The organism is Neptunicella marina, from assembly GCF_014270035.1.
Taxonomy (GTDB): Bacteria; Pseudomonadota; Gammaproteobacteria; order Enterobacterales; family Alteromonadaceae; genus Neptunicella; species Neptunicella marina.
Genome location: NZ_JACNEP010000001.1, coordinates 466,880 through 487,692, shown reverse-complemented (window position 1 = coordinate 487,692; position 20,813 = coordinate 466,880). Strand labels below are relative to the sequence as shown.

At 45.1% G+C, this 20,813-nt stretch carries 22 protein-coding genes; 10 read left to right on the top strand and 12 right to left on the bottom strand.

Features of this window, described 5'->3' with window-relative positions; all coding sequences use genetic code 11:
- Positions 1-164 precede the first annotated feature (164 nt).
- Positions 165-425 carry a hypothetical protein gene (locus tag H8B19_RS02255; protein ID WP_186505143.1) on the top strand — a complete coding sequence of 87 codons (261 nt, stop codon included), beginning with the start codon at positions 165-167 and terminating at the stop codon, positions 423-425.
- Between the two features lie 6 nt (positions 426-431).
- Here H8B19_RS02255 and H8B19_RS02250 read toward each other — a convergent pair whose 3' ends face one another.
- Entirely contained in the window at positions 432-1,097 is a 666-nt protein-coding gene (locus H8B19_RS02250) for a hypothetical protein (protein WP_186505142.1), read from the bottom strand.
- Between the two features lie 110 nt (positions 1,098-1,207).
- On the opposite strand from H8B19_RS02250, the gene H8B19_RS02245 reads away from it, so the two are divergent.
- Complete coding sequence (locus H8B19_RS02245; RefSeq protein WP_186505141.1) at positions 1,208-2,299, top strand: retropepsin-like aspartic protease family protein; 1,092 nt, start codon at positions 1,208-1,210, stop codon at positions 2,297-2,299.
- Between the two features lie 38 nt (positions 2,300-2,337).
- Here H8B19_RS02245 and H8B19_RS02240 read toward each other — a convergent pair whose 3' ends face one another.
- Complete coding sequence (locus tag H8B19_RS02240) at positions 2,338-2,892, bottom strand: hypothetical protein (protein WP_186505140.1); 555 nt, start codon at positions 2,890-2,892, stop codon at positions 2,338-2,340.
- A gap of 40 nt (positions 2,893-2,932) precedes the next feature.
- On the opposite strand from H8B19_RS02240, the gene H8B19_RS02235 reads away from it, so the two are divergent.
- Positions 2,933-3,583, top strand: a complete 651-nt coding sequence (locus tag H8B19_RS02235; protein WP_186505139.1) for a 1-acyl-sn-glycerol-3-phosphate acyltransferase — start codon at positions 2,933-2,935, stop codon at positions 3,581-3,583.
- 32 nt (positions 3,584-3,615) lie between these two features.
- On the opposite strand, the gene arfB is transcribed toward H8B19_RS02235, so the two are convergent.
- From arfB to H8B19_RS02190, 9 genes are all read right to left on the bottom strand, one after another.
- Complete coding sequence (arfB, locus tag H8B19_RS02230) at positions 3,616-4,029, bottom strand: alternative ribosome rescue aminoacyl-tRNA hydrolase ArfB (RefSeq protein ID WP_186505138.1); 414 nt, start codon at positions 4,027-4,029, stop codon at positions 3,616-3,618.
- A 3-nt stretch (positions 4,030-4,032) separates the two neighbouring features.
- On the bottom strand, positions 4,033-4,332 hold the full coding sequence (locus H8B19_RS02225; RefSeq protein ID WP_186505189.1) for a YciI family protein: 300 nt from the start codon (positions 4,330-4,332) through the stop codon (positions 4,033-4,035).
- Positions 4,333-4,334: 2 nt separating this feature from the next.
- A complete protein-coding gene (locus tag H8B19_RS02220) occupies positions 4,335-4,883 on the bottom strand; it encodes a septation protein A (protein ID WP_186505137.1) in 549 nt (182 codons plus the stop codon).
- 122 nt (positions 4,884-5,005) lie between these two features.
- A complete protein-coding gene (trpA, locus tag H8B19_RS02215; RefSeq protein WP_186505136.1) occupies positions 5,006-5,824 on the bottom strand; it encodes a tryptophan synthase subunit alpha in 819 nt (272 codons plus the stop codon).
- 1 nt (position 5,825) lies between these two features.
- Positions 5,826-7,010, bottom strand: coding sequence for a tryptophan synthase subunit beta (trpB, locus tag H8B19_RS02210; protein WP_186505135.1), 1,185 nt, complete (start codon positions 7,008-7,010; stop codon positions 5,826-5,828).
- A gap of 7 nt (positions 7,011-7,017) precedes the next feature.
- Entirely contained in the window at positions 7,018-8,391 is a 1,374-nt protein-coding gene (trpCF, locus tag H8B19_RS02205) for a bifunctional indole-3-glycerol-phosphate synthase TrpC/phosphoribosylanthranilate isomerase TrpF (protein WP_186505134.1), read from the bottom strand.
- Entirely contained in the window at positions 8,384-9,391 is a 1,008-nt protein-coding gene (gene trpD, locus H8B19_RS02200) for an anthranilate phosphoribosyltransferase (RefSeq protein WP_186505133.1), read from the bottom strand. The genes trpCF and trpD overlap by 8 nt, the downstream gene beginning before the upstream one ends.
- Before the next feature lie 4 nt (positions 9,392-9,395).
- Complete coding sequence (locus H8B19_RS02195) at positions 9,396-9,995, bottom strand: aminodeoxychorismate/anthranilate synthase component II (RefSeq protein ID WP_186505132.1); 600 nt, start codon at positions 9,993-9,995, stop codon at positions 9,396-9,398.
- An 11-nt stretch (positions 9,996-10,006) separates the two neighbouring features.
- Complete coding sequence (locus H8B19_RS02190) at positions 10,007-11,587, bottom strand: anthranilate synthase component 1 (RefSeq protein ID WP_186505131.1); 1,581 nt, start codon at positions 11,585-11,587, stop codon at positions 10,007-10,009.
- Positions 11,588-11,963: 376 nt separating this feature from the next.
- Here H8B19_RS02190 and H8B19_RS02185 point away from each other — a divergent pair, with 376 nt between their 5' ends.
- Genes H8B19_RS02185 through rluB form a run of 5 tightly spaced genes read left to right on the top strand, consistent with a single transcriptional unit; the run spans position 11,964 to position 15,860 of the window.
- Entirely contained in the window at positions 11,964-12,827 is an 864-nt protein-coding gene (locus tag H8B19_RS02185; RefSeq protein WP_194362596.1) for a PHP domain-containing protein, read from the top strand.
- Positions 12,824-13,444 (top strand): L-threonylcarbamoyladenylate synthase, encoded by a 621-nt coding sequence (locus H8B19_RS02180; RefSeq protein ID WP_186505130.1) that lies wholly within the window; start codon positions 12,824-12,826, stop codon positions 13,442-13,444. The genes H8B19_RS02185 and H8B19_RS02180 overlap by 4 nt, the downstream gene beginning before the upstream one ends.
- A gap of 20 nt (positions 13,445-13,464) precedes the next feature.
- Positions 13,465-14,274, top strand: coding sequence for a segregation and condensation protein A (locus H8B19_RS02175; RefSeq protein ID WP_186505129.1), 810 nt, complete (start codon positions 13,465-13,467; stop codon positions 14,272-14,274).
- Complete coding sequence (gene scpB, locus H8B19_RS02170; RefSeq protein WP_186505128.1) at positions 14,275-14,883, top strand: SMC-Scp complex subunit ScpB; 609 nt, start codon at positions 14,275-14,277, stop codon at positions 14,881-14,883.
- Positions 14,884-14,885: 2 nt separating this feature from the next.
- Positions 14,886-15,860, top strand: coding sequence for a 23S rRNA pseudouridine(2605) synthase RluB (rluB, locus tag H8B19_RS02165; RefSeq protein ID WP_186505127.1), 975 nt, complete (start codon positions 14,886-14,888; stop codon positions 15,858-15,860).
- A 53-nt stretch (positions 15,861-15,913) separates the two neighbouring features.
- Here rluB and H8B19_RS02160 read toward each other — a convergent pair whose 3' ends face one another.
- Positions 15,914-16,654 (bottom strand): YciK family oxidoreductase, encoded by a 741-nt coding sequence (locus H8B19_RS02160; RefSeq protein ID WP_186505126.1) that lies wholly within the window; start codon positions 16,652-16,654, stop codon positions 15,914-15,916.
- A gap of 289 nt (positions 16,655-16,943) precedes the next feature.
- Here H8B19_RS02160 and H8B19_RS02155 point away from each other — a divergent pair, with 289 nt between their 5' ends.
- Positions 16,944-19,571, top strand: coding sequence for a VolA/Pla-1 family phospholipase (locus tag H8B19_RS02155; protein ID WP_186505125.1), 2,628 nt, complete (start codon positions 16,944-16,946; stop codon positions 19,569-19,571).
- A 179-nt stretch (positions 19,572-19,750) separates the two neighbouring features.
- Positions 19,751-20,776, top strand: coding sequence for a protease SohB (gene sohB / locus H8B19_RS02150; RefSeq protein ID WP_186505124.1), 1,026 nt, complete (start codon positions 19,751-19,753; stop codon positions 20,774-20,776).
- Positions 20,777-20,813: the final 37 nt, after the last annotated feature.

Below are 20,813 nucleotides of genomic sequence, written 5' to 3'. Positions count from 1 at the left end.
AGTGTGATTGAATTTTGAGCGATTTGGCTTGTCTTATGCATAGATGATTAATATATATGAAGGCAAACTAAGCAGCTTTTTTTGATTAACATTATGCTTAGGTCTGATTAAAGTGTGACTATAAACTGGCCGATAGCCAGTTAGCAAAACGGGAAGCAAATAACATGGTCAGTGATTTAATCTTTTCGGTACTGCCGCGTGAGGGAAAAGCCAGTATTGAAAAAGAACAATTTAAAGTACAGCAGGTGGATAAAGAAGCCAAAATCCGCGAGCTATCGGATGAAGAAAAAGGCTTAAATGCTGAAGAGCGTGATGCCCGTGAAAAACATGAAGGGCAACCGGGTGCTAAAGCCAGGGCTAAAACAACCACCAGTGAAGAAGACGACGGCAAAGATGCCGATGGTCATCTGGATATTTATGTGTGACAGCGCTTATTCCACCACCACTTGCATACCCACCGACTTTGCCGCATGACTGATTTTATCTAAGTAAGCATCAGCGTTTTCGCCGCTGTTTGATTCGTTGCTTATTGCTAAATTACACCAGCTTGGGGCGCAGGCGTCGTCCATGCCTTTGAACTGGCAGCGAAATTTTTGTGTGGGTTCAAATACCATTTGCACTGCCCACATAGCACCGAGTTTACGCATTTTAAGCTGAATCGCACCGGGATTACTGCTGCTACTGATTATTTCGCCATCTTTCCACGGGGGCAGGTCACCATCCATAAAGGATTTACCCTGCTCAAAATAAAAATCGCTAACCTGATTATGAGCGTCAATATGACACAGGCGGTAGGCTGGCACTTCTGTGGGGCGTTCCTGTTCTACTTGTTTTAATACACTCCAGCCGTTGTCGTTTAGTGCAGCCACCGCCGCCGTTTTATTCGAACTCTTGCCGGGTTCAGGCTTAGTATCAGCCTTGGTTTGTGCAATGGCCGTATCTGATGATTGTTGTGCTGTAGAGGATGTTGTGTCACTGTCAGTTGCAGTATTGTTGCTAAGTGAATGTGGAGTAAGCGATTGATCTTCGGGCATATCCGGAACCGTGCTACAGGCGCCAAGTATGAGTAATAGTCCTGCCCCAACCGTTTTTTTCACTTACTTCACCTTCTTGATTAATTTTGATTGGTTTATTTAACCCGAATTAAAGCGGAATATCTACGCCGATGAGTTTGACTCTATGTTTTTGAATTATCAGGTTTTCACCGATGAAAAATAACCTATTGTGGCTGTTGTTGTGTCTGTCTCTGGCCATGAATATTTGGCAATACAAGCTGGCGCAGGACGCTGAGCAGCAAGGATATACAGCAATCAATTCCAGTGAAGTGTCTCAACAACAGGACAGGCAAACTAACAGTTCTAACGGGCAAGCCATTGCAGCTGCTGGTTTGATTAGTGCAGATATTAAACGTCAACAAATGCTTAAACGGGCACAAAATCTTTTGCGCCAGCAACAATATGCCGGACTAAATACCTTGCTAACAGAATATTTGTCGGCACACCCACAGGATTTTGCTTTTTTGCTATTGGAAGCCGATTTGCACAGTAAAACGCAGTTACTGAGCGAAGCACTGCTGGGGTATTATGATTTGCTGGATAAAGTAACAACTGATGAGCAACGTAAACAGGTGTTAAAACGGATTAATGAATTAAGCCAAAATGCAATTCAAAGTTTAACCCAAACGCAATCCTGGGATGTGTTGGCAAGGTTTGTTGAGCCTTTATATCAGGTTGATTCTAACAACGTATTTTATAGTCTGGCATTAGCAAGAGCCTATGCGATGCTGGATCAGTTTAATCTGATGGAAAGTGTGCTGACTGGTATAGACAGCAATTTAGCCGCAGTACGTGAAATCCGTGAACTCGCAAAAAGCGATGAAGCAAACGCAACATCACCCAATCAAAATTCTGATGATTACATTGCCAGTATACCTTTAACGCAAATTGGCCAACAGTATGTGGTGGATGTTGGATTGGATGGGCAACAAAGCCGATTGTTAATTGATACCGGCGCATCGGTGACGGCATTATCCCAGCGTTTTTTCCAACGTTACTTCCAAGCCTCCCAATATCAATTTTTGGGGCAATTCAATTTGCATACTGCTGCCGGGGACATTGAAGCACCTATTTACACATTTGATGAAATTGTTTTGGGCAATACACGGTTACATCACATTAATGTGGCAGTATTGCCAATGTCGGAACAGCGGGTCGATGGTTTACTGGGAATGAATGTGCTGAGTGCCTTTCACTTTTCAATAGATCAACCAAGGCAGTTATTGTTGCTAAAAGAGATATGAAAAAAGGGCATTAAGCCCTTTATTCATAACTTACTGCGTTATACCAATGGGTTTAAGCATTGGGTGCGTATACCTCGGCTATTTCCTTCGGTGTAGAGGTGCACTTTTAAGGTAATATTCTGTAATTGTTGCCAGAGCAATTTTTTGTCTGCACCAGGGCAGATTGAGGTTTGCAAATAGCTTTTCAGAAGTGCCTTGTCCATTGAAACTTCAGCTGGAATTTCGATATACGCATTGATGGTGCCGTTAAACGCACGGGCGCCCTTATAATACCAATTGCCGCGGGTCAGGGAGGTATAAAAGACCCCGTTGACAATTTTAAGTGTATTAGCAGGAACTAATGTTGAGGGAACATCGCCATGTGCAGCGGCATGTGACTGACTTTGCATACAACCAGTCTGGGTTAGCAAGGTAACAAGTAACAACATAATTGCCATGCCTGTTTTACGGACTGAAAATAATGTGTTCATGTTATACCTCTTGCCAAACTCACATTGGCTATCGGCTGGTGTAAAATAAACTAAAGGAAAAATTAACGCAGGCGAGGCATAATCTGCGTTAATCAAATAAAATCTTTTAATAATCAGTAACATTCAAAAACAAACTATGTGGAAATTTTTAAGCTTTTTATTGATGGCGAAAGTAAAGTTGCTGTCGCATGTGTTTTACCGTGGTAAAAAAAACTGGTTGAGTGAAGAGCGGGAAGAAAGCTTTGATCAGGTTAAATTGATTGTTTTCCTGAATCATACCAGTTTATTTGAGCCATTATTTATTCGTTTTGCCACCTGGCGATTGGTGTGGGATGTGGCGCATAAAGTTGTGCTGCCGGGTGCGGATATTACTATGCAGCGCCCTTTTGCCGGGAAAATGCTTAAAGCATTATTACCGGGTGCGATCCCGATTACCCGTAAGAAAGATGAGTCGTGGCAGCATTTTTTATCCCATGTCAGTCATGATGTGATCACAGCCATATTACCTGAAGGGCGTATGAAACGTCGTAACGGACTGGATAAGCACGGTAAACCCATGAGTGCGCGCGGTGGTGTGGCAGAAATTTTACAGCGGCTGGAAAAAGGCAAAATGTTGTTTGTCTACAGCGGTGGACTGCATCATATTCAGAGCCCGGGTGATAAATTACCGCGTTTGTTTAAAACCATTACCGCTAATCTGGAGCTGGTAGATATCGCCAAATACAAAACCCTCATCGCGGATATCAAAGCAAAAGATTTCAAAGCCAGGGTCATGGCAGATATGGACAGACGTTTACTGGATTACGTGCCATAGATTTTGTAGCCGGCTCACCGCCAGAAAGATATTTAAAACTGCACCTTTTGGCGCATTTGTTTTTTCTGGCCCGCTTTGGTTTTGCTGTCCATGCGTTTAACTTTTGATGCCCGGGTAGGTTTAGTGGCTTTGCGGGCTTTTTGCACTTTTCCCGCTTCCAGTATCAGTTCAATTAATCGTTGCTGGGCTTGTTCGCGATTTTGTTCCTGGGTTCTGGCTGATTGGGCTTTTAGTATGATGACCCCATCACGGGTAATGCGGGAATCACGCATCGCCAGCAATTTATTTTTATAAAATTCCGGCAGGGATGATTTGGCAATATCAAAGCGTAAGTGGATGGCAGAAGAGACTTTATTAACATTCTGACCGCCCGCACCTTGCGCGCGAATGGCGGTCATTTCAATTTCATCATCGTTTAACACGATAAATTCATTGACTCTCAACATCGGTTACGGAAGAACCTTTTTATAGGGTTTGACTGTGACTTTGGCGTAAACGCCTGCTGCAAAGTACGGGTCGGCATCGGCCCAGTCTTTTGCTTCCTGCAAGCTGGCAAATTCAGCGACCACTAACGAACCACTAAAACCTGCTTCACCCGGATCAGGATTATCAATCGCTGGGGTTGGTCCGGCAATTAATAAGCGTCCCTGTTCTTTTAAACTGGTTAAACGTTCTAAGTGGGCTGGACGTGCCTGCAGTCTCTTTTCCAGACTGTTAGCCACATCTTCAGCGTAAATCATGTACCACATCATTATTGTTCGTCCTGTTGTTCGGATTCACCTGGTAAATATCGCACTAAGTACAGTACTGTTAAAACCGTAAATACCAGGCTCGCACCTGTCATCCAGAATACTTTAAAGTTAACCCATTGCTCCTGGGTATATTGGTAAGCGACCAACAGATTTACCGCAGCAGCGGCGATAAAAAACAGCCCCCACGCCAGATTAATTCTGTTCCAGATTTTATCTGGCACGCTAATAGCCGATTCCATCATTTGCTTAAGTGCAGGTTTTTTGAGTATTTGTGACCCAAGTAACACGGCTGCAAAGATCAGATAAACAATGGTGGGTTTCCACATGATAAAGGTTTCATCACGCAGCAGTAAGGTAAAGCTACCAAATACCACTACGATGGCGAACATGATCCATTGCTGTTTGGTGATTTGTTTTTTTATCGCGTAGGTGACAATCAATTGTAGTGCAAAGGCAATCATTAAAGCGCCTGTTGCCCAGAATATGTCGTGCGTTTTGTAAAAAATAAAGAAAATCAGCAGGGGAAGGAATTCAATTAAAGCCTGCATTGTTGCCCTCGGGTTGAATTAATGCCTGCGGATACTAACACGATTTTTTGTTGTGCAGCTATCCGCAAGTTTTACAGATTGTTACCAAAGCTGATGGTTAATCATCAGCTTTTGGGGCTGGCTTATAAAGTCGCGGCTTTCATTGCCTGAGTAAAGTCAGCCAGTTTTTGCAGCATTAACTGCTTGTCGCCTAAATTGTCATGGATCAAATTAACCGTGGCTGAACCTGCAATCGCTCCCGCTGCGCCGGCCTTAATTGCCGCGCTAACATGTTCAGGTTTTGAAATACCAAACCCAATTACCGCTGGCGCACCTTTATGCTGATTTAACTTGGCTGCCAGTTCTGCCACTGGTGTGGTAGCGGTGGATTCAGTACCGGTTACACCAGCACGGCCGAGCAAATAGATATAACCGTCACTGGCGGCCGCGATATCAGCCAAGGCGTCATCGCTGGCATTTGGCGGTGCAATCAGGATCTGTTTAATGTTGTACTTAACAGCGGCATCTCTGAATGGCGCGCTTTCACGCAAAGGCACATCGGCCAATAAGATAGAATCTACGCCAACCTGAGCAGCCTTAGCATAAAAAGCCTCGATGCCGGGTTTCATCACCAGATTGCTGTACAGCAACAAACCAATAGGAATATCGGCGTGTTTTTCACGCACGGCGGCGATAATCTCAAAACAATCGTCTGGGCGAATACCTTGATCCAAAGCACGGATGGCCGCCTTTTGAATGGTTGGGCCATCGGCAATCGGATCTGAGAAAGGGAAACCCAGCTCGAGCGCATCGGCACCGTTTTCAACCAGAGTAAGGATAATCTCGATACTGGTTTGTTTATCCGGATCTCCTAACATCACAAAAGGAACAAATGCGCCTTGTTGTTTGGTTTTAAGGTCATCAAATAATTGTGCGTAACGGTCGGTAGAAGACGTCTGCATCTTAGTTATCTCCCTTTAAAATCTTTTGTACATGGTCGATATCTTTATCACCGCGACCAGACAGGTTAACCACAATCAGGGTTTCTTTGTCGGCAGCTTCGGCCATTTTCAGTGCATGGGCCAGCGCGTGTGACGATTCAAGCGCAGGAATAATGCCTTCTTTTTTGGCTAATAACTGAAAGGCTTCAAGCGCCTCATCATCCGTCACTGAGCTGTAAGTCGCACGGCCGATATCGTTGAGGTGTGCATGTTGTGGGCCTACAGCAGGGTAATCTAAGCCGGCAGACACCGAGTAGGATTCTTCAATCTGGCCGTCTTTGTCTTGCATAATGTAGCTATAAGCGCCGTGCAAAATACCTGAGCTGCCGGTCGCAATAGCAGCGCCGTGCATATGGGTATCGATGCCTTTACCCGCTGGCTCTACGCCAACTAAACCCACTTCCGGGGAATCGATAAAATCAGCGAAAATACCGATGGCATTCGAGCCACCGCCTACACAAGCCACCACTGAATCCGGTAAACGACCTTCTTTTTGCATAATTTGTTCACGCACTTCCTCGCCTATCATACGGTGGAATTCACGTACGATAGTCGGGAAGGGGTGCGGGCCAGCAGCAGTGCCTAACAGGTAATGCGCGGTTTCATAACTGGCAGACCAGTCGCGCAATGCTTCATTCACCGCATCTTTTAAAGTGCCAGAGCCTGCATCCACAGGGATAACTTCTGCGCCCATTAAACGCATACGAAATACGTTTGGCGCCTGACGTTCAACATCCTTGGCACCCATGTAAATACGCGCTTTTAAGCCAAGTAATGCACAGGCTAGTGCGGTGGCGGTACCGTGCTGACCGGCACCAGTTTCGGCAATTACATGGGTTTTACCCATACGTTTGGTTAACAGCGCCTGACCTAATACCTGATTGGTTTTATGGGCGCCGCCATGTAATAAGTCTTCACGCTTGAGATACATGGTGACCAACGGGTTGCTCACCAGATTTCTGACTTTGGTCAGCGGGGTAGGACGTCCGGCATAATCTTTTAGCAGACCAATAAATTCCGCTTGAAACTCCGGATCATTTTGCGCATCAATAAACGCCTGTTCCAGTTGGTCAAGGGCAGGGATCAGCAATTCAGGTACATACATACCACCATACTGACCAAATTTTGATTCGAGTTTATTGCTCATGATGTCCTCAGTACTGTCTTAAATTTTCAAAAAGTTGTGAGATTTTTTGTGCATTCTTTTGCCCCGGTGCGTCCTCGACGCCTGAATTCACATCAAGTAATGCAACTCCTGTGGCAACCGCTTGTTGGATGTTGTCGGGGCTAAGTCCACCGGCCAGCGCCAGGTTTGACTTATTTTTAATTGTTGAAAGTAATTCCCAGTTAAATGCCTGACCGGTGCCGCCGCTTTGATTGCCGATTTTGCAATCGAGCAAAATACAATCGGCACTGATGTCTGATATCTCAGGCAACTGATCTGTTACGCCAACAGCGCGCCAAATCTGGCAATCTGCGGGCAGTTTGGCTGTTAATTGCTGAATATAATGTGCATCCTCATTGCCGTGTAATTGCACTGCGGCGAGGGAAAGTTGTGCAGCTGTACTGACAACGTCTTCCACATCAGCGTCAACAAACACACCCACATAATTAAAAGGCACTGAGTTTGTTATCTCACTCGCCTGCTCAATGGTGACCCTGCGTTTTGATTGTTTGGCAAAGATTAATCCGGCAAAACTGGCCGGAGATTCTGCAACAAGTTTAGCGTCTGTAACATTAGTGATGCCGCAAATTTTGACCTTGCCATATAACAGCTGCTCTACTGCTTTTTTGACATTTTTTTGTGACATTAAGCTGCTGCCAACCAAAAATCCATCTACCAGTGGTGCTAAACGTTGCACATCCTGATGGGTGTAAATGCCGGACTCACTGATAATGACCGCGTCTTTAGGTAACAAAGGTACCAGCAGTTCGGTGGTAGCCAAATCGGTTGACAGGTCGCGTAAATTACGGTTGTTAATGCCTATGATCTTTGCCCCCAGTTCACAGGCACGTTTTGCTTCTTCCTGATTGCTGACCTCGGTCAGAATATCCAGTTGCAGGCTATCGGCTATGACCGCCAGCTCGCGATACTGGTTATCGTCTAATACCGATAACATTAACAAAATCGCATCGGCATTATGATAACGCGCCAGATACACCTGATAGGGGTCAATAAAAAAGTCTTTGTTTAAAACCGGTTGCGTGACGTGTTCACGTACGTATCTTAAGTAAGCAAAATCACCGGAGAAATATTTTTTATCAGTCAGCACCGAAATACCTGCCGCATAAGGCGCGTAAGCATCGATGATTTCATCCAGATTAAAATCTTCGCGGATCAAACCTTTAGATGGCGAAGCTTTTTTGCACTCAAGAATAAATCCCGCATTGGGTCGACTTAGGTTTTGATACAGGCTTCGCTCTGAAGGCTGCAATGAATCTTTAAATTGCTCTAGTGGCAGTGCCAGTTTGAGCTGTTCGATTTCAATTTTTTTATCGGCGCAGATTTTTTCTAATACATTAGCCACGACTGATCTCCGCTGCCTGTTGAATCGTTTGTAATGCCTTACCGGATTTAATGGTGTCCATGGCCAATTCGGCACCTTGTTTGAAGGTTTCTACTTTGCCGTTGAGTTTTAGCAGGGTGGCGACATTGGCTGCCACAGCGGCCTCGTGCGCTGCTGCACCTTTACCTGCTAAAACGGCTTCAATCAGCATTTTATTGTGCTCAGGCTCACCACCTTCTATCGCACTTAGCTCAAAGTGCGGCAAACCAAAATCACTGTGATCAACTGTAATAGCGTTAAAGTCACCATCTTTTAACGTCACAATTTCGCTACTGCCATGTAAGGCGATTTCATCCAGTCCATTACCATGCACCACCATGGCATCGGTATAACCGAGTAACTGCAGTGTTTTAGCAAAGGGCATTAATAAATCGGCGTGATACACGCCTATCATCATATGGCTGGGACGCGCTGGATTGGCCAGTGGTCCCAGTAAATTGAAAATGGTGCGCGATTTTAGCTGGGTACGCACTGGCATCGCGTGTTTAATGCCCGCGTGATAACAGGGCGCAAACAAAAAACAAAAATTGGCCTGATCCAGACAAGCACGTGCAGTATCTGGCGCCATCATGAGATCCAAACCAAAAGCATTAAATAAATCTGCAGAGCCCGATTTACTCGATACACTGCGATTACCGTGTTTGGCGACTTTTAACCCACAGGCGGCGGCTACTATGGCGGAGGCCGATGAAATATTAATCGTATTGTGACCATCACCACCGGTGCCGACGATATCGGTGAACTGATAATCGGGGCGAGGAAATGCTGTGGCATTGTCAATTAACGCTGCGGCGGCTCCGGCGATTTCAGCGGGTGTTTCGCCACGAAATTTCAACGCAGTTAACATGGCGGCCAGTGAAATATCATCCACTTCGCCTTTAACGACCTGATTAAAAAATTGCTGGCTTTGCGGCTGAGTAAGGGACTTGCCCTGATAAAGTTGCTCGTACAATGCTTGCATTGGTTTAGTCCTTAGCGAGAAACGCAATACTTTGAGTCAGTAAGCGGCTGCCCTGACTGGTTAATATTGATTCGGGGTGGAATTGAAAACCCAGCATGTTGTCCGCCTGATGATAAACCGCCATGGGCACATCCTGATACTGGGCTAATACTTCTAAAGCGCTGGGGAGCTGAGTGGCCATCAGTGAATGATAACGCGCAACGGGCAACGGGTGTTGCAACCCGCTGAACATTTTATCCTGACAATGATTCATGTTAGACGATTTGCCGTGCAGCACTTCAGATGCCCTGTCCACCACACCACCATAATGTTCCACAATCGCCTGATGGCCTAAACAAATGCCCAGTACCGGGTACAAACCCGCTACCTTTTTGAGTAACTCTGGCACACAACCCGCTTCAGAGGGCGCGCCGGGGCCGGGTGATAAAATTAAAATCGCTCTGCCGGCGGTTTGCTGCATTTTTTGCAGGATCAAATCTGCACTTATATTGTTGCGATAAACCTGCATGGCAAAACCGAGCTTGCGCATTTCATCCACCAAGTTGTAACTGAATGAATCGAAGTTATCGATTAAAAACAAAGTCGTAGACGCATTATTCGACATCCTGATTCTCCTTATAATGCCGCTGAATGGGCTGCAACGATGGCGTGAATAACAGCCTGCGCTTTAGCGCGGGTTTCATCGGCTTCCGATTGCGGGTCGGAGTCATACACCACACCTGCTCCAGCCTGAATGTGCGCCATGCCGTTTTTAACAAACGCAGAGCGGATAACGATGCAGGTATCCATATCGCCCTGACCATTTATATAACCAACCGCGCCTCCATAACTGCCGCGACGTTGCTGCTCGACTTCGCGTATTAATTTGGCAGCACTGACTTTCGGTGCACCCACTAAGGTGCCCATGTTCATGCAGGCCTGATAGGCATGTAATGCATCCAGATCATTGCGCAGCTGACCGACCACTCTTGACACTAAATGCATCACCTGTGAATAACGATCAACCTGCAATAAGTCAGCAACATAACGGCTGCCCGGTTCGCTAACGCGTGCCACATCATTACGGGCTAAATCCACCAACATAATGTGTTCGGCTTTTTCTTTTTCGTCCTGACGCAGTTCCAGTTCAATGCGGCTGTCCAGATCGCGGTCAATGCTGCCATCAGGATTAAGTCCGCGCGGGCGGGTACCGGCAATCGGATAAATTTCTACCTGATTGCTCTCTTGCTGATATTTCAGGGCAGATTCTGGCGATGCACCAAACAGGCAAAAATCACTGTCCTGCAGATAAAACATGTAAGGGCTGGGATTTTGTTGTTTAAGTTGCTGATAGGCATTAAAAGGATGTGGGCAGGGCAGACTGAAGGTACGTGACGGTACTACCTGGAATATATCGCCGCACAATATGTGTTCCTTTAACTGATTCACATCCTGTTTAAATTCATCATCTGACTTATCCATGCTTAATTGTTCAATGCTGACCTGTTGTAAGTTGCTGTTAGCAATGGGTTGTGGATTGGCGATCTGCTGTTCCAGTAATTCTAAACGCTGACTGACTGCAAAGTATTGATTAGCCACATCGGCGCCACTAAATACACTGCCAATCAGTTCAGATGTTTGTTGTTGATGATCGATTAAAAGCAGGGTTTCGGCCACATAAAAAACAAAATCGGGGCAGCTGTTAATGCCCTCTTGTACATCAGGTAGTTGTTCAAAATTGGCCAGCATATCGTAGGCAAAGACACCGCCGATGAATAAAGCATCGGGATGCTGACGCAGTGGTGTGATGGTTAAAATAATCTGGCGCAACGCATCAAATACCGAATGCGCTTTTAAACGGCTATCTTCATCAAGTGCATCTTGCGCTGTGGTAAATGTTAGCGTGAGTTGATTTTCACTTAGCTCAGATTCGGCATCGCAGGCCTGTGCCAGTAACGGCAATATGGCAGCCCCGTTGGAGGTTAAGGCCTGACAGTTTACCTTATGGTTATTGCATTCCAGACGCAGCGCAGCATCAATTAACATCAGACTTTTTAAATCGTCTTTTGAATCAATTTCTGCTGATTCAAGCAGTAAATTGTGTGCACGTCCTTCACATAAAGAACGGTAGAGCGCGAGAGGCTCTGCGACATATTGTACCGGTTTTATAATGCTTTCTACTTTACCCGGTTGCTGGCTAAGTTCAGATAAACTCATGTTTTCTTACCTGTTTTATTTTTTTACTGCCAAAAAAAAGGCCCGCATAGTGCGAGCCCTGATACCTTTTTTAAACACAAAAGCACACCGCCCGCTAATCCAGGAAGTGCCACCACCAAACAGTTTTTTGAGAGTTAATTGTGTTTAAGTTCATAATCTGTTTTCTAATTGCCGTATAATGTGCAAATTCAATGCCCTATAGAAGAATGCATTCTGTGTTTAAAGTCAACCCAAACTTTAAACTGGTTGAGCAAAAGCCCAGTTAAATTTGTTATAAGGTATGTTCAACAATTTATGTTTTGACTTAACACCTTGAGTTAAAAGTATAAAAATTCGGAAAATTTAGCGTTCAATACAAGTAGAGAGGCGTGTTTCATTGTCGAAAATTGATTTACATTGCCATAGCCATTTTTCAGATGGACGATTGAGCATCGAAGAGTTAATTGACCGCGCGCACAACATGCAAGTGGATGTGTTGGCGATTACCGATCATGACACAGTGGCGGGCATTCAATCTGCAATGAATTATCAGTCAGGTCAGAAGCGGGCTATGACACTTATCCCGGGCGTCGAGATTTCTACCGGCTGGCATAACTTTGATATTCATATTCTGGGTTTGAATCTGGATTATCGGGATGCAAGATTAATTGAACGTCTTGAATTGCAAGGACAATCCCGAGATGAGCGTGCACGCAAAATTGCTGAAAAGTTAGAAAAAGCGGGCGTGGCGGGTTGTTACGAACGAGCCAGAGAAATTGCCGGGGTAGGGCAAATCACCCGAGCGCATTTTGCAAGGGTATTACTGGAAAAAGGTGTTGTCGATTCGCTGGAAAAAGCCTTTAAAAAGTACCTGGGCAAAGGTGAGCGGGCGCATGTAAAACCGCAGTGGATTGATATTCCAACCGCGATTAAATGGATCCATGATGCCGGCGGTAAAGCTGTGCTGGCACATCCAGGCCACTATGATTTATCGGCCAAATGGTTACGCCGCCTTATCGTTGAATTTAAACAAAGCGGTGGTGATGGCATCGAAGTGATCCATTCGCATTTATCGCCGCAGCGCAAACAGCAAATGGTAGACTATGCTACAGAATACCAACTGGAAGCGTCAGCTGGCTCAGATTTTCACTTCCCCAATCGCTGGACTGAGCTGGGTAAAAATCTTTCGCTTCCCGAACAGGTTGTGCCAATATGGCATAACTGGATATTTAAACCTCTAAGTAAAAGAGAAAGCGCGTGAGTCAGTTTTTTTATATTCATCCGGACAATCCTCAGCAGCGACTATTGCGCCAGGCCTGTGAAATCATTCATCAGGGTGGAGTGGTGGTTTATCCCACTGATTCAGGTTATGCCATTGGTTGCCATATGGACGACAAAAGTGCATTGGAACGTTTATGCCGCATTCGGGATATCGCAAAAGAGCATAAATTTACTCTAATGTGTAAAGATATGTCTGAGTTATCCAAATACGCCAAAGTGGATAATCAGGCCTTTCGACAAATCAAAAATAATACGCCGGGGCCTTATACGTTTGTCCTTAAAGCTACCCGGGAAGTGCCAAATCGTTTGCAAAATCCTAAACGTAAAACCATTGGTATTCGTGTGCCGGATAACGCGATTGCTCTGGCATTACTGGAAGAGTTGGGTGAGCCGTTAATGTCGACGTCTCTGATTTTACCAGGTAACAGTATGGCTGAATCTGATCCTGATGAAATTCGCGACAAGCTGGAAAAACAAGTGGATTTGATTATTCACGGGGGGTATTTAGGTGAACACCTGACCACTGTGATAGATATGTCGGAAGGTTATGCTGAGGTTATCCGTGAAGGCAGCGGTGACCCGGGTATATTTGAGTAATCCACTGACTACATTCGCTGATGTCTGACATTAAATCCAGTATCCAAATCCAGCAACCTTTACCGCTTGCCTTTATCAATGGCGAAGCGGTGATGGAAAAACCGGAAGATCTCTATATTCCACCCGATGCACTGGAAGTCATTCTGGAAGCCTTTGAAGGTCCGCTTGACCTGCTTTTGTATCTTATTCGCAAACAAAAATTCGATATTATGAATTTGCCTGTGTACCAGATTACCTGTCAGTACATGGAGTACGTGGAATTGATGAAAGACATTAAACTGGAACTGGCGGGCGAATATTTGTTAATGGCGGCCATACTGGCAGAAATTAAATCACGTTTGTTATTACCTAAACGTCAGGATGATGAAGACGAAGAAGTGGACCCACGCGCTGAACTTATTCGGCGTTTGCGAGAATACGAAGCCGTTAAAGAAGCGGCAGCCGAATTAGACTTATTGCCGCGTGAAGAACGCGATATTTATCGTGCCAGTGCTCAAACAGCAGAAAGCTGTGAACCGGTTAAAGTTTTGCCTCAGGTGGCATTAAAAGAACTGGTTTTTGCGATGCAAGCTGCAATGGTGCGTGCCAGTGCTTTTGAGCATCACCAAATTGCGCCGGAGGCTTTGTCTACAAGAGAACGTATGTCGGCTATTTTGGATCAAGTCAGTCAGCAGCAATTTTGTAGTTTTAGTGTGTTTTTTACCGCGGAAGAAGGCAAAGCCGGAGTGGTGGTGACGTTTTTAGCCATACTGGAACTGGTGAAAGAATCGATGATTGAGCTGGTTCAAAACGAGCCTTTTTCGGATATTCACGTTAGAATGGCGGCATAAATGGCAAAGTTATCAGATACTCAGTTAAAACAATTGGTTGAGGCTGCTATTTTTGTGGCAGAACAACCGGTTAATGAAGAAAAACTGCAAACTACTGTGCTGGATGGACTTCAGGTCAGCAAAAAGCGCTTAAACGACACATTAAAAGAACTGGCCGAGGAATATCAGTCACGTGGCATAGTGTTAGTCAAAGTCGCCAGTGGGTATCGTTTTCAGTCGCAGGATAGTTTAAGTCCGTGGTTGGCAAAAATGTGGCAGGAGCAGGCACCACGCTATTCGCGCGCTTTACTGGAAACTCTGGCCCTGATTGCCTATCGTCAGCCGGTAACACGCGGCGATATTGAAGCCATTCGTGGCGTGTCGGTCAGTAGCCATATTATGAAAACCCTGATGGAAAGAGGATGGATTAAAGTTGTCGGTCATAAAGAAGTGCCGGGGCGTCCATCATTATATGCAACAACAAAAGCGTTTCTGGACTATTTCTCACTGTCCGAATTATCTGAACTTCCGCAAATAGATGCTTTCGAGCAAGTGGAGCAAGGCGAAGAGCTACAGGATAATCAGCCACAGTTAGTGTTAACCCCGGATACGGAACAGCAAGTACATTAATAATGAGTGAAAAATTACAAAAAGTACTGGCCACCGCCGGTATTGGTTCCAGACGTCAGATGGAAGAATGGATCCAGCATGGCCGGGTATCAGTTAATGGCGATATTGCCACGCTCGGTGCCCGGGTTGAACCAGGTGACCAGATACGTGTCGATGGCCAATTAATTGAAAAATCGCAGCAAAAAGATGTGTGTCGGGTGATTATGTACAATAAGCCAGAAGGTGAAATGTGTACTCGTCACGACCCGGAAGGTCGTCCCACCGTATTTGATCGCATTCCGCGTATCCGCAACGGTCGCTGGATTGCAGTCGGTCGTCTGGATATTAATACCAGCGGATTACTGTTGTTTACCAATGACGGTGAACTGGCAAACCGCTTGATGCATCCACGCCATGAAGTTGAGCGTGAATACGCAGTACGTGTTTTTGGTGAAGTAACACCTGAAACACTAAATACACTGAAAAACGGCGTTCAACTGGAAGATGGTCTGGCCAAATTCTTAACCATCCGTCCACGGGTTGGAGACGATGAAAGTATTAACCAGTGGTATAATGTAACCTTAACTGAGGGACGTAACCGCGAAGTTCGTCGTTTGTGGGAATCACAGGATCTTCAGGTGAGTCGCTTAATCCGTGTTCGTTACGGTAATTTGGAACTGCAAAAACGCTTACCTCAGGGTGCCTGGATTGAACTGGAACTTAAACAAGTTAATTACCTGAGAAAGTTGGTGCAATTGCCGGCAGAAACCGAGACCTTACTGGACGAGCGCAAAACTAAACTGGATCACGTGCGTATTAATCGTATGCGTCGTTCTGTGCAAAAACATAAATTGTCACAGAAAAAAGGGGGCTCGGCAGCCAACAGTGAGGCGCAGCAAGCGTCAGCAAAACCTCAGACTAAACGCCCCAACGATAAGAAATTCACTAAAAAGCGTCCTAAGCGTATCCAGAAAACAAGGACACGTGAAGGCAGTTAATGTCATTTAATAAAAAGCCCGCAGTTGCGGGCTTTATTATTATGTCGTTTGGATTATTTAGGTTGAGCTTCCACAAACAGGCCGTTTTGGCCAATGCTGCTATCACTTAATAAATACAGATAAGGTGCAACTACGTCTTCCGGTTTTTTCAGTGAACTAATATTTTCTGCAGGGTAGGCTTTAGTGCGCATGGCGGTATGGGTTGCGCCGGGATTGACTGCGTTAAAGCGCAGGCTTGAGTTTGCATATTCATCAGCCAGCGATTGCATTAATCCATCGCTGGCAAATTTAGATACACTGTAACATCCCCAATAGGCTCGGCCTTTTCTACCTACGCCAGATGAAGCAAATACCACAGAGGCATGTTGTGCTTTTTGCAAAACAGGGATAAGTGTTTTTAACATCAAAAATTGACTGGTGACGTTTACTTGCATCACTTCTGACCATTCATCGAGTGGAATTTGCGCCAGTGGACGTAATGTTCCCAATTGCCCGGCATTAAGTACCAGGCCATCCAGCTTGCCAAACTGCTCTTCTATAGTAGTTGCCAGTCCCTGATAATGGCTTTCGTTAGCACCGTTCAAATCCATTGGCACGATTGCCGGTTGCGGCCAGTTGTTTTGGCAAATTTGGTCGTAAACCTGTTCTAATTTTTCCACCGTCTTACCCAGTAAAATGGTGGTAGCACCGGCTTTGGCGCAATCCAACGCCAGTTGTTTGCCTATGCCATCACCACTGCCTGTAATCAGAATGATTTTGTTTGCCAGCGCATCTGGGGAAATCTCGAACTGCATTTTGTGACCTGTTATAAAGATATTACTAAACTTTTCAATGCGCGCGATTCTATCATTGGCTAGGCTTGTTGTGTGCAAAAAATTCGTTGTATCTCAAAGGGCTTATGTCAGCGTTAATCTTAATTACAAATAATTAACAAACCTTTGCAAATTGCTGATAAAGCCAATAATATTGAACTATCTGTAACTGGTCGTACATGTTGAAACTGTCCGCAACCCTATGGATGACAGCCAACATTGCAGTGTTAGGCTGGTGCGATAAAAAATAAAAAAGATTTTAGGAGTCGTGATGAAAAAACTACTTATTAGTTCCGCGATTGCTGCTGTACTGGGATTGACCGGTTGCGGCGGAGAAACGCTTAAGGATACTCAGGAAGATGTTGCTACCCCAGCAAAGCCTTTCTCCCGGATTGTATTTGATCCTGCTGAGTCAAATCTCAATGTCCCCAATGATTTAACCATGATCCCGGATGGGAATTTATTTGATTTCACCATTAATATTTTGGCGGATAACGAAGTCGATCCGGCAGATCCACAATATGCACTGGGTGCATTGGATGGTTGGTCTACCAATCATCCATTTGTGATTAACATTGATGTGCCGTCAGGTGTGGAAATTGATGAGCTGACGGCTGGTGCTAATGGCAGTGTGCGTATTTTCGAAGCACAGCAGGCTTTAATTGGCGAGTCCGCAACCTGTCAGGCGATGGCTGCTCAGGTTCAGGCACCGACGATCCCGTGTGAAATGGGCGCAGAGCTGGAATTTGGTGTTGATTTTATTACGCAGAAAACGGGGGCGGGTGAAATTACAGTCGTGCCTCTTAAGCCATTAAAACCTGCACAGGGTTATTTAATGGCTGTGACCGATAAATTAAAAGACAGTGATGGTCGCAGTGTAAAAGGGTCCACAACATGGGAGCTGGTTAAACAGGATCCGGTTAGCAAACCATTAGGTTCAGCTGATCAGAAAATGCTTCAGGGTATCGTCGATACCTATTTAGATGCGTTAGATGGCGAAGGTTTATCCCGCGATAGCGTATCTTATGCTGCTTATTTCACCACTCAGTCAGCCGGTGAAGTGCTGGATACAGTAAAACAATTAAGTATTGCGCCATTTGCTAAAGCGTTTGCGCAGGCAATGGCACAAACAAATGGTGATGTTGCAGCGTCACAACAGGCCGCGGCTGTTTATCTACCCGCTATTACTGTGGGTGATGCTGCGGCACCCGATGTTTTCACTGCGTTTTATGCCGGTGGTGTATTTAGTGCAGAGCAAGTGGCTGGCTTAAATCAGTTAGGTATGACTAACTGCGGTGCGGTAGTGGCAGGTTTGCAATCGAGCAATCCTGTTGTATCAGCCACCGCTCAGCAAATGGTCGGTTACTGTGCAGCCAGTATGAAAAAAGGCCAAATTAGCCTGCCTTATTATTTAAGTTCAACTAATCCACTTGCAGACTGGTGGCGTAGTGCCTGTACTAACGGCTTTGCCGCTGGTTCTTTAGGTGCAGAAGTGGTTGGCAACTTAATTCAGGCTGGTGCAGTTGGCCCTAACAACGATTATTGTCAGGTAGCCTCTGAAGGTTTGCTGATGGATTTGGATTTAAGTGCCATCGGTATTGATGACCCGCGCAACTTAACTAAATTTAGCCCAATTCCGCAGGTAAATAGTTATCAGACTCTGGATGTACAGATTACTGTGCCAAACAGCGCCATTACCGGCATGCAAAAACCGGCAACTGGCTGGCCTGTTGTAATTATGCAGCACGGTATTACGTCTAAAAAAGAAGACATGCTGGCCTTAACCGGCGCCTTATCTGCAGCTGGTTATGCCACTGTTGCCATTGATCATCCATTGCATGGTAGCCGTGGCATGATGCAGGACAAAGATGGTGATGGTACTCCGGACATCGTCAATGCCTCAGACGGATTTGGCGGTGATGCGACAGATTACTTAAATCTTAATAGCTTATTAACGGCGCGGGACAATTTACGTCAGTCAGAAGCGGATATTATGGGTTTGCGTTTAGGTCTTAATGCCGTGATTGATACCACGAATCCAACAGAACGCCTGTTAAATGGCAGTGATGTATCCTTTGTTGGTCATTCGCTAGGTGCGATTGCCGGTACTACCGCTGTGGCGCATTTAAACACTACGCTAGACGAAGAGTCAGGACTGAATGCGTTTAATGGCATGTATCACATTAAAGCGGCGACCTTAGCTAATCCGGGCGCAGCAGTGGGAGTCTTCCTGTTTGAATCGCCAACATTTACACCGTTAATTAAAACTGGTCTGGCACAGAGTCAAATTGCAGAGTTTCAGGCCTATCTGGCATCAGCTGAATTTCAGCAGGCCTTATTTGATGCACCGGGACAACCAACGGAAGGTTTTATGGCATTCCTGCAGGCTCAGGGAGCAACTGCACCTACTGAACAGTTAGCGGGGATCTATGGTTGGCTGGTATTCTCTGCAGATCCTGCGAATGCAGCAGCCGTAGCTAAAGCAAACGGGTTGTTCTCACAGTTCCAGTTTGTGGCGCAGACTGTTTTAGATTCAGGTGATCCTGTTAACTTTGCTTCAACAATTGGTGCTAATACCCACGTGCATATGATTGAAGTGGTGGGGGGAAATCCTGACAGTCAAGGTGGAACCTTCCCATCGGATCAGGTTATTCCAAACACCACGAGTTTACCGCTGGCGGGCACTGAACCGTTAGCAGCCTTAATGGGTTTACCTGCGGTTAGTACCACAACTGAAGGCAATGGTTTGGTACGATTCCTGGAAGGTACTCACAGCTCGTTACTGGATCCGGGTCCTAGCATGGCGGCCACGGTTGAAATGCAAAAACAGACGGCAGCATTTGTTGCCAGCGGTGGTGCAGCAATAGTTGTTGAAAATACTGCGGTAGTAAAACAGTAAGTTTTCCAACCTTAAATTAGCCAGACTTCGGTCTGGCTTTTTTATGCCTGATTGTAAAAGGACGGATTAGCCCCATATTGGGTTTGAGCTATTTGCGGATATTTCAATCATTTGCTGAAAAATCACAGCAAATGGGTATAGTAGCGCAAAAAATTTTATTCAATTCTGGAGAACAGCATTTGGAATTTTTATACGAATACGGACTATTTCTGGCTAAAGCGGCAACGTTTGTGGTTGCGCTGTTATTAGCTGTCGGTGGAATTGTTGGCCTGGCCAGCAAACAAAAACAAAAAAAAGGTGAATTGGAAATTACCAGTTTGTCTGAAAAATTGTCAGATACCAAAGAGTTACTTCAACACAGTTTGCTTGAAAAAGATGAATTAAAAAAGCTGGAAAAAGAGCAGAAGAAACAAGCCAAACAGGATAAAAAGAAAGAAACTAAAGACGATCAAAAGTCTCGTTTATTTGTTATTGATTTTGATGGTTCAGTTGATGCTCACGAAGTAGATAGTTTGCGTGAGGAAATTACCGCTATTTTAACCATTGCAGACGAAAAAGATGAGGTTTTGGTCAGACTGGAAAGTGGCGGAGGAGTGGTACATGGTTATGGACTGGCGGCCTCGCAATTACAGCGTATTAAAGACAAAGGTATCAAATTAACCATTGCTGTTGATAAAGTCGCGGCTAGTGGTGGTTATATGATGGCCTGTGTGGCAGATAAAGTTTTATCTGCACGTTTTGCCATTATTGGTTCAATTGGTGTGTTAGCACAGTTACCAAACTTTAATAAGCTGCTTAAAAAGAACAACGTTGAATTTGAGCAACATACTGCAGGCCAGTTTAAGCGTACTTTAACCGTGTTTGGTGAAAACACTGATGAAGGTCGTGAAAAATTCCGTGAAGAGCTGGAAGAAGTGCACGGTATGTTTAAAACATTTGTGCAAACTAACCGTCCTGAACTGGACATTGAAAAAGTGGCGACGGGTGAATACTGGTACGGTAGTAAAGCGTTGGAATTAGGTTTGGTTGATGACATTCAAACCTCTGATGATTATTTATTAACAGCCAACGAAAACCATAAAATTTATTCGGTCAAATATGCTATTCGCAAAAATATTGCTGAAAAATTCGCTTTAGCGAGTGTGAGTACTGTTGAACGCACTTTATTAAAGCTTTGGCAGAAGTCACAGTTACTTGCTAAATAACTGTGAGGTAATCCCATTAAAAAAGGCGCCAATGGCG

Coding starts and splice junctions, on each gene's coding strand:
- H8B19_RS02255 (WP_186505143.1), top strand. CDS start 165: ATGGTCAGTGATTTAATCTTTTCGGTACTGCCGCGTGAGGGAAAAGCC.
- H8B19_RS02245 (WP_186505141.1), top strand. CDS start 1,208: ATGAAAAATAACCTATTGTGGCTGTTGTTGTGTCTGTCTCTGGCCATG.
- H8B19_RS02240 (WP_186505140.1), bottom strand. CDS start 2,892: ATGTTACTGATTATTAAAAGATTTTATTTGATTAACGCAGATTATGCC.
- H8B19_RS02235 (WP_186505139.1), top strand. CDS start 2,933: ATGGCGAAAGTAAAGTTGCTGTCGCATGTGTTTTACCGTGGTAAAAAA.
- arfB (WP_186505138.1), bottom strand. CDS start 4,029: ATGTTGAGAGTCAATGAATTTATCGTGTTAAACGATGATGAAATTGAA.
- H8B19_RS02225 (WP_186505189.1), bottom strand. CDS start 4,332: ATGTGGTACATGATTTACGCTGAAGATGTGGCTAACAGTCTGGAAAAG.
- H8B19_RS02220 (WP_186505137.1), bottom strand. CDS start 4,883: ATGCAGGCTTTAATTGAATTCCTTCCCCTGCTGATTTTCTTTATTTTT.
- trpA (WP_186505136.1), bottom strand. CDS start 5,824: ATGCAGACGTCTTCTACCGACCGTTACGCACAATTATTTGATGACCTT.
- trpB (WP_186505135.1), bottom strand. CDS start 7,010: ATGAGCAATAAACTCGAATCAAAATTTGGTCAGTATGGTGGTATGTAT.
- trpD (WP_186505133.1), bottom strand. CDS start 9,391: ATGCAAGCATTGTACGAGCAACTTTATCAGGGCAAGTCCCTTACTCAG.
- H8B19_RS02195 (WP_186505132.1), bottom strand. CDS start 9,995: ATGTCGAATAATGCGTCTACGACTTTGTTTTTAATCGATAACTTCGAT.
- H8B19_RS02190 (WP_186505131.1), bottom strand. CDS start 11,587: ATGAGTTTATCTGAACTTAGCCAGCAACCGGGTAAAGTAGAAAGCATT.
- H8B19_RS02175 (WP_186505129.1), top strand. CDS start 13,465: ATGTCTGACATTAAATCCAGTATCCAAATCCAGCAACCTTTACCGCTT.
- scpB (WP_186505128.1), top strand. CDS start 14,275: ATGGCAAAGTTATCAGATACTCAGTTAAAACAATTGGTTGAGGCTGCT.
- rluB (WP_186505127.1), top strand. CDS start 14,886: ATGAGTGAAAAATTACAAAAAGTACTGGCCACCGCCGGTATTGGTTCC.
- H8B19_RS02160 (WP_186505126.1), bottom strand. CDS start 16,654: ATGCAGTTCGAGATTTCCCCAGATGCGCTGGCAAACAAAATCATTCTG.
- H8B19_RS02155 (WP_186505125.1), top strand. CDS start 16,944: ATGAAAAAACTACTTATTAGTTCCGCGATTGCTGCTGTACTGGGATTG.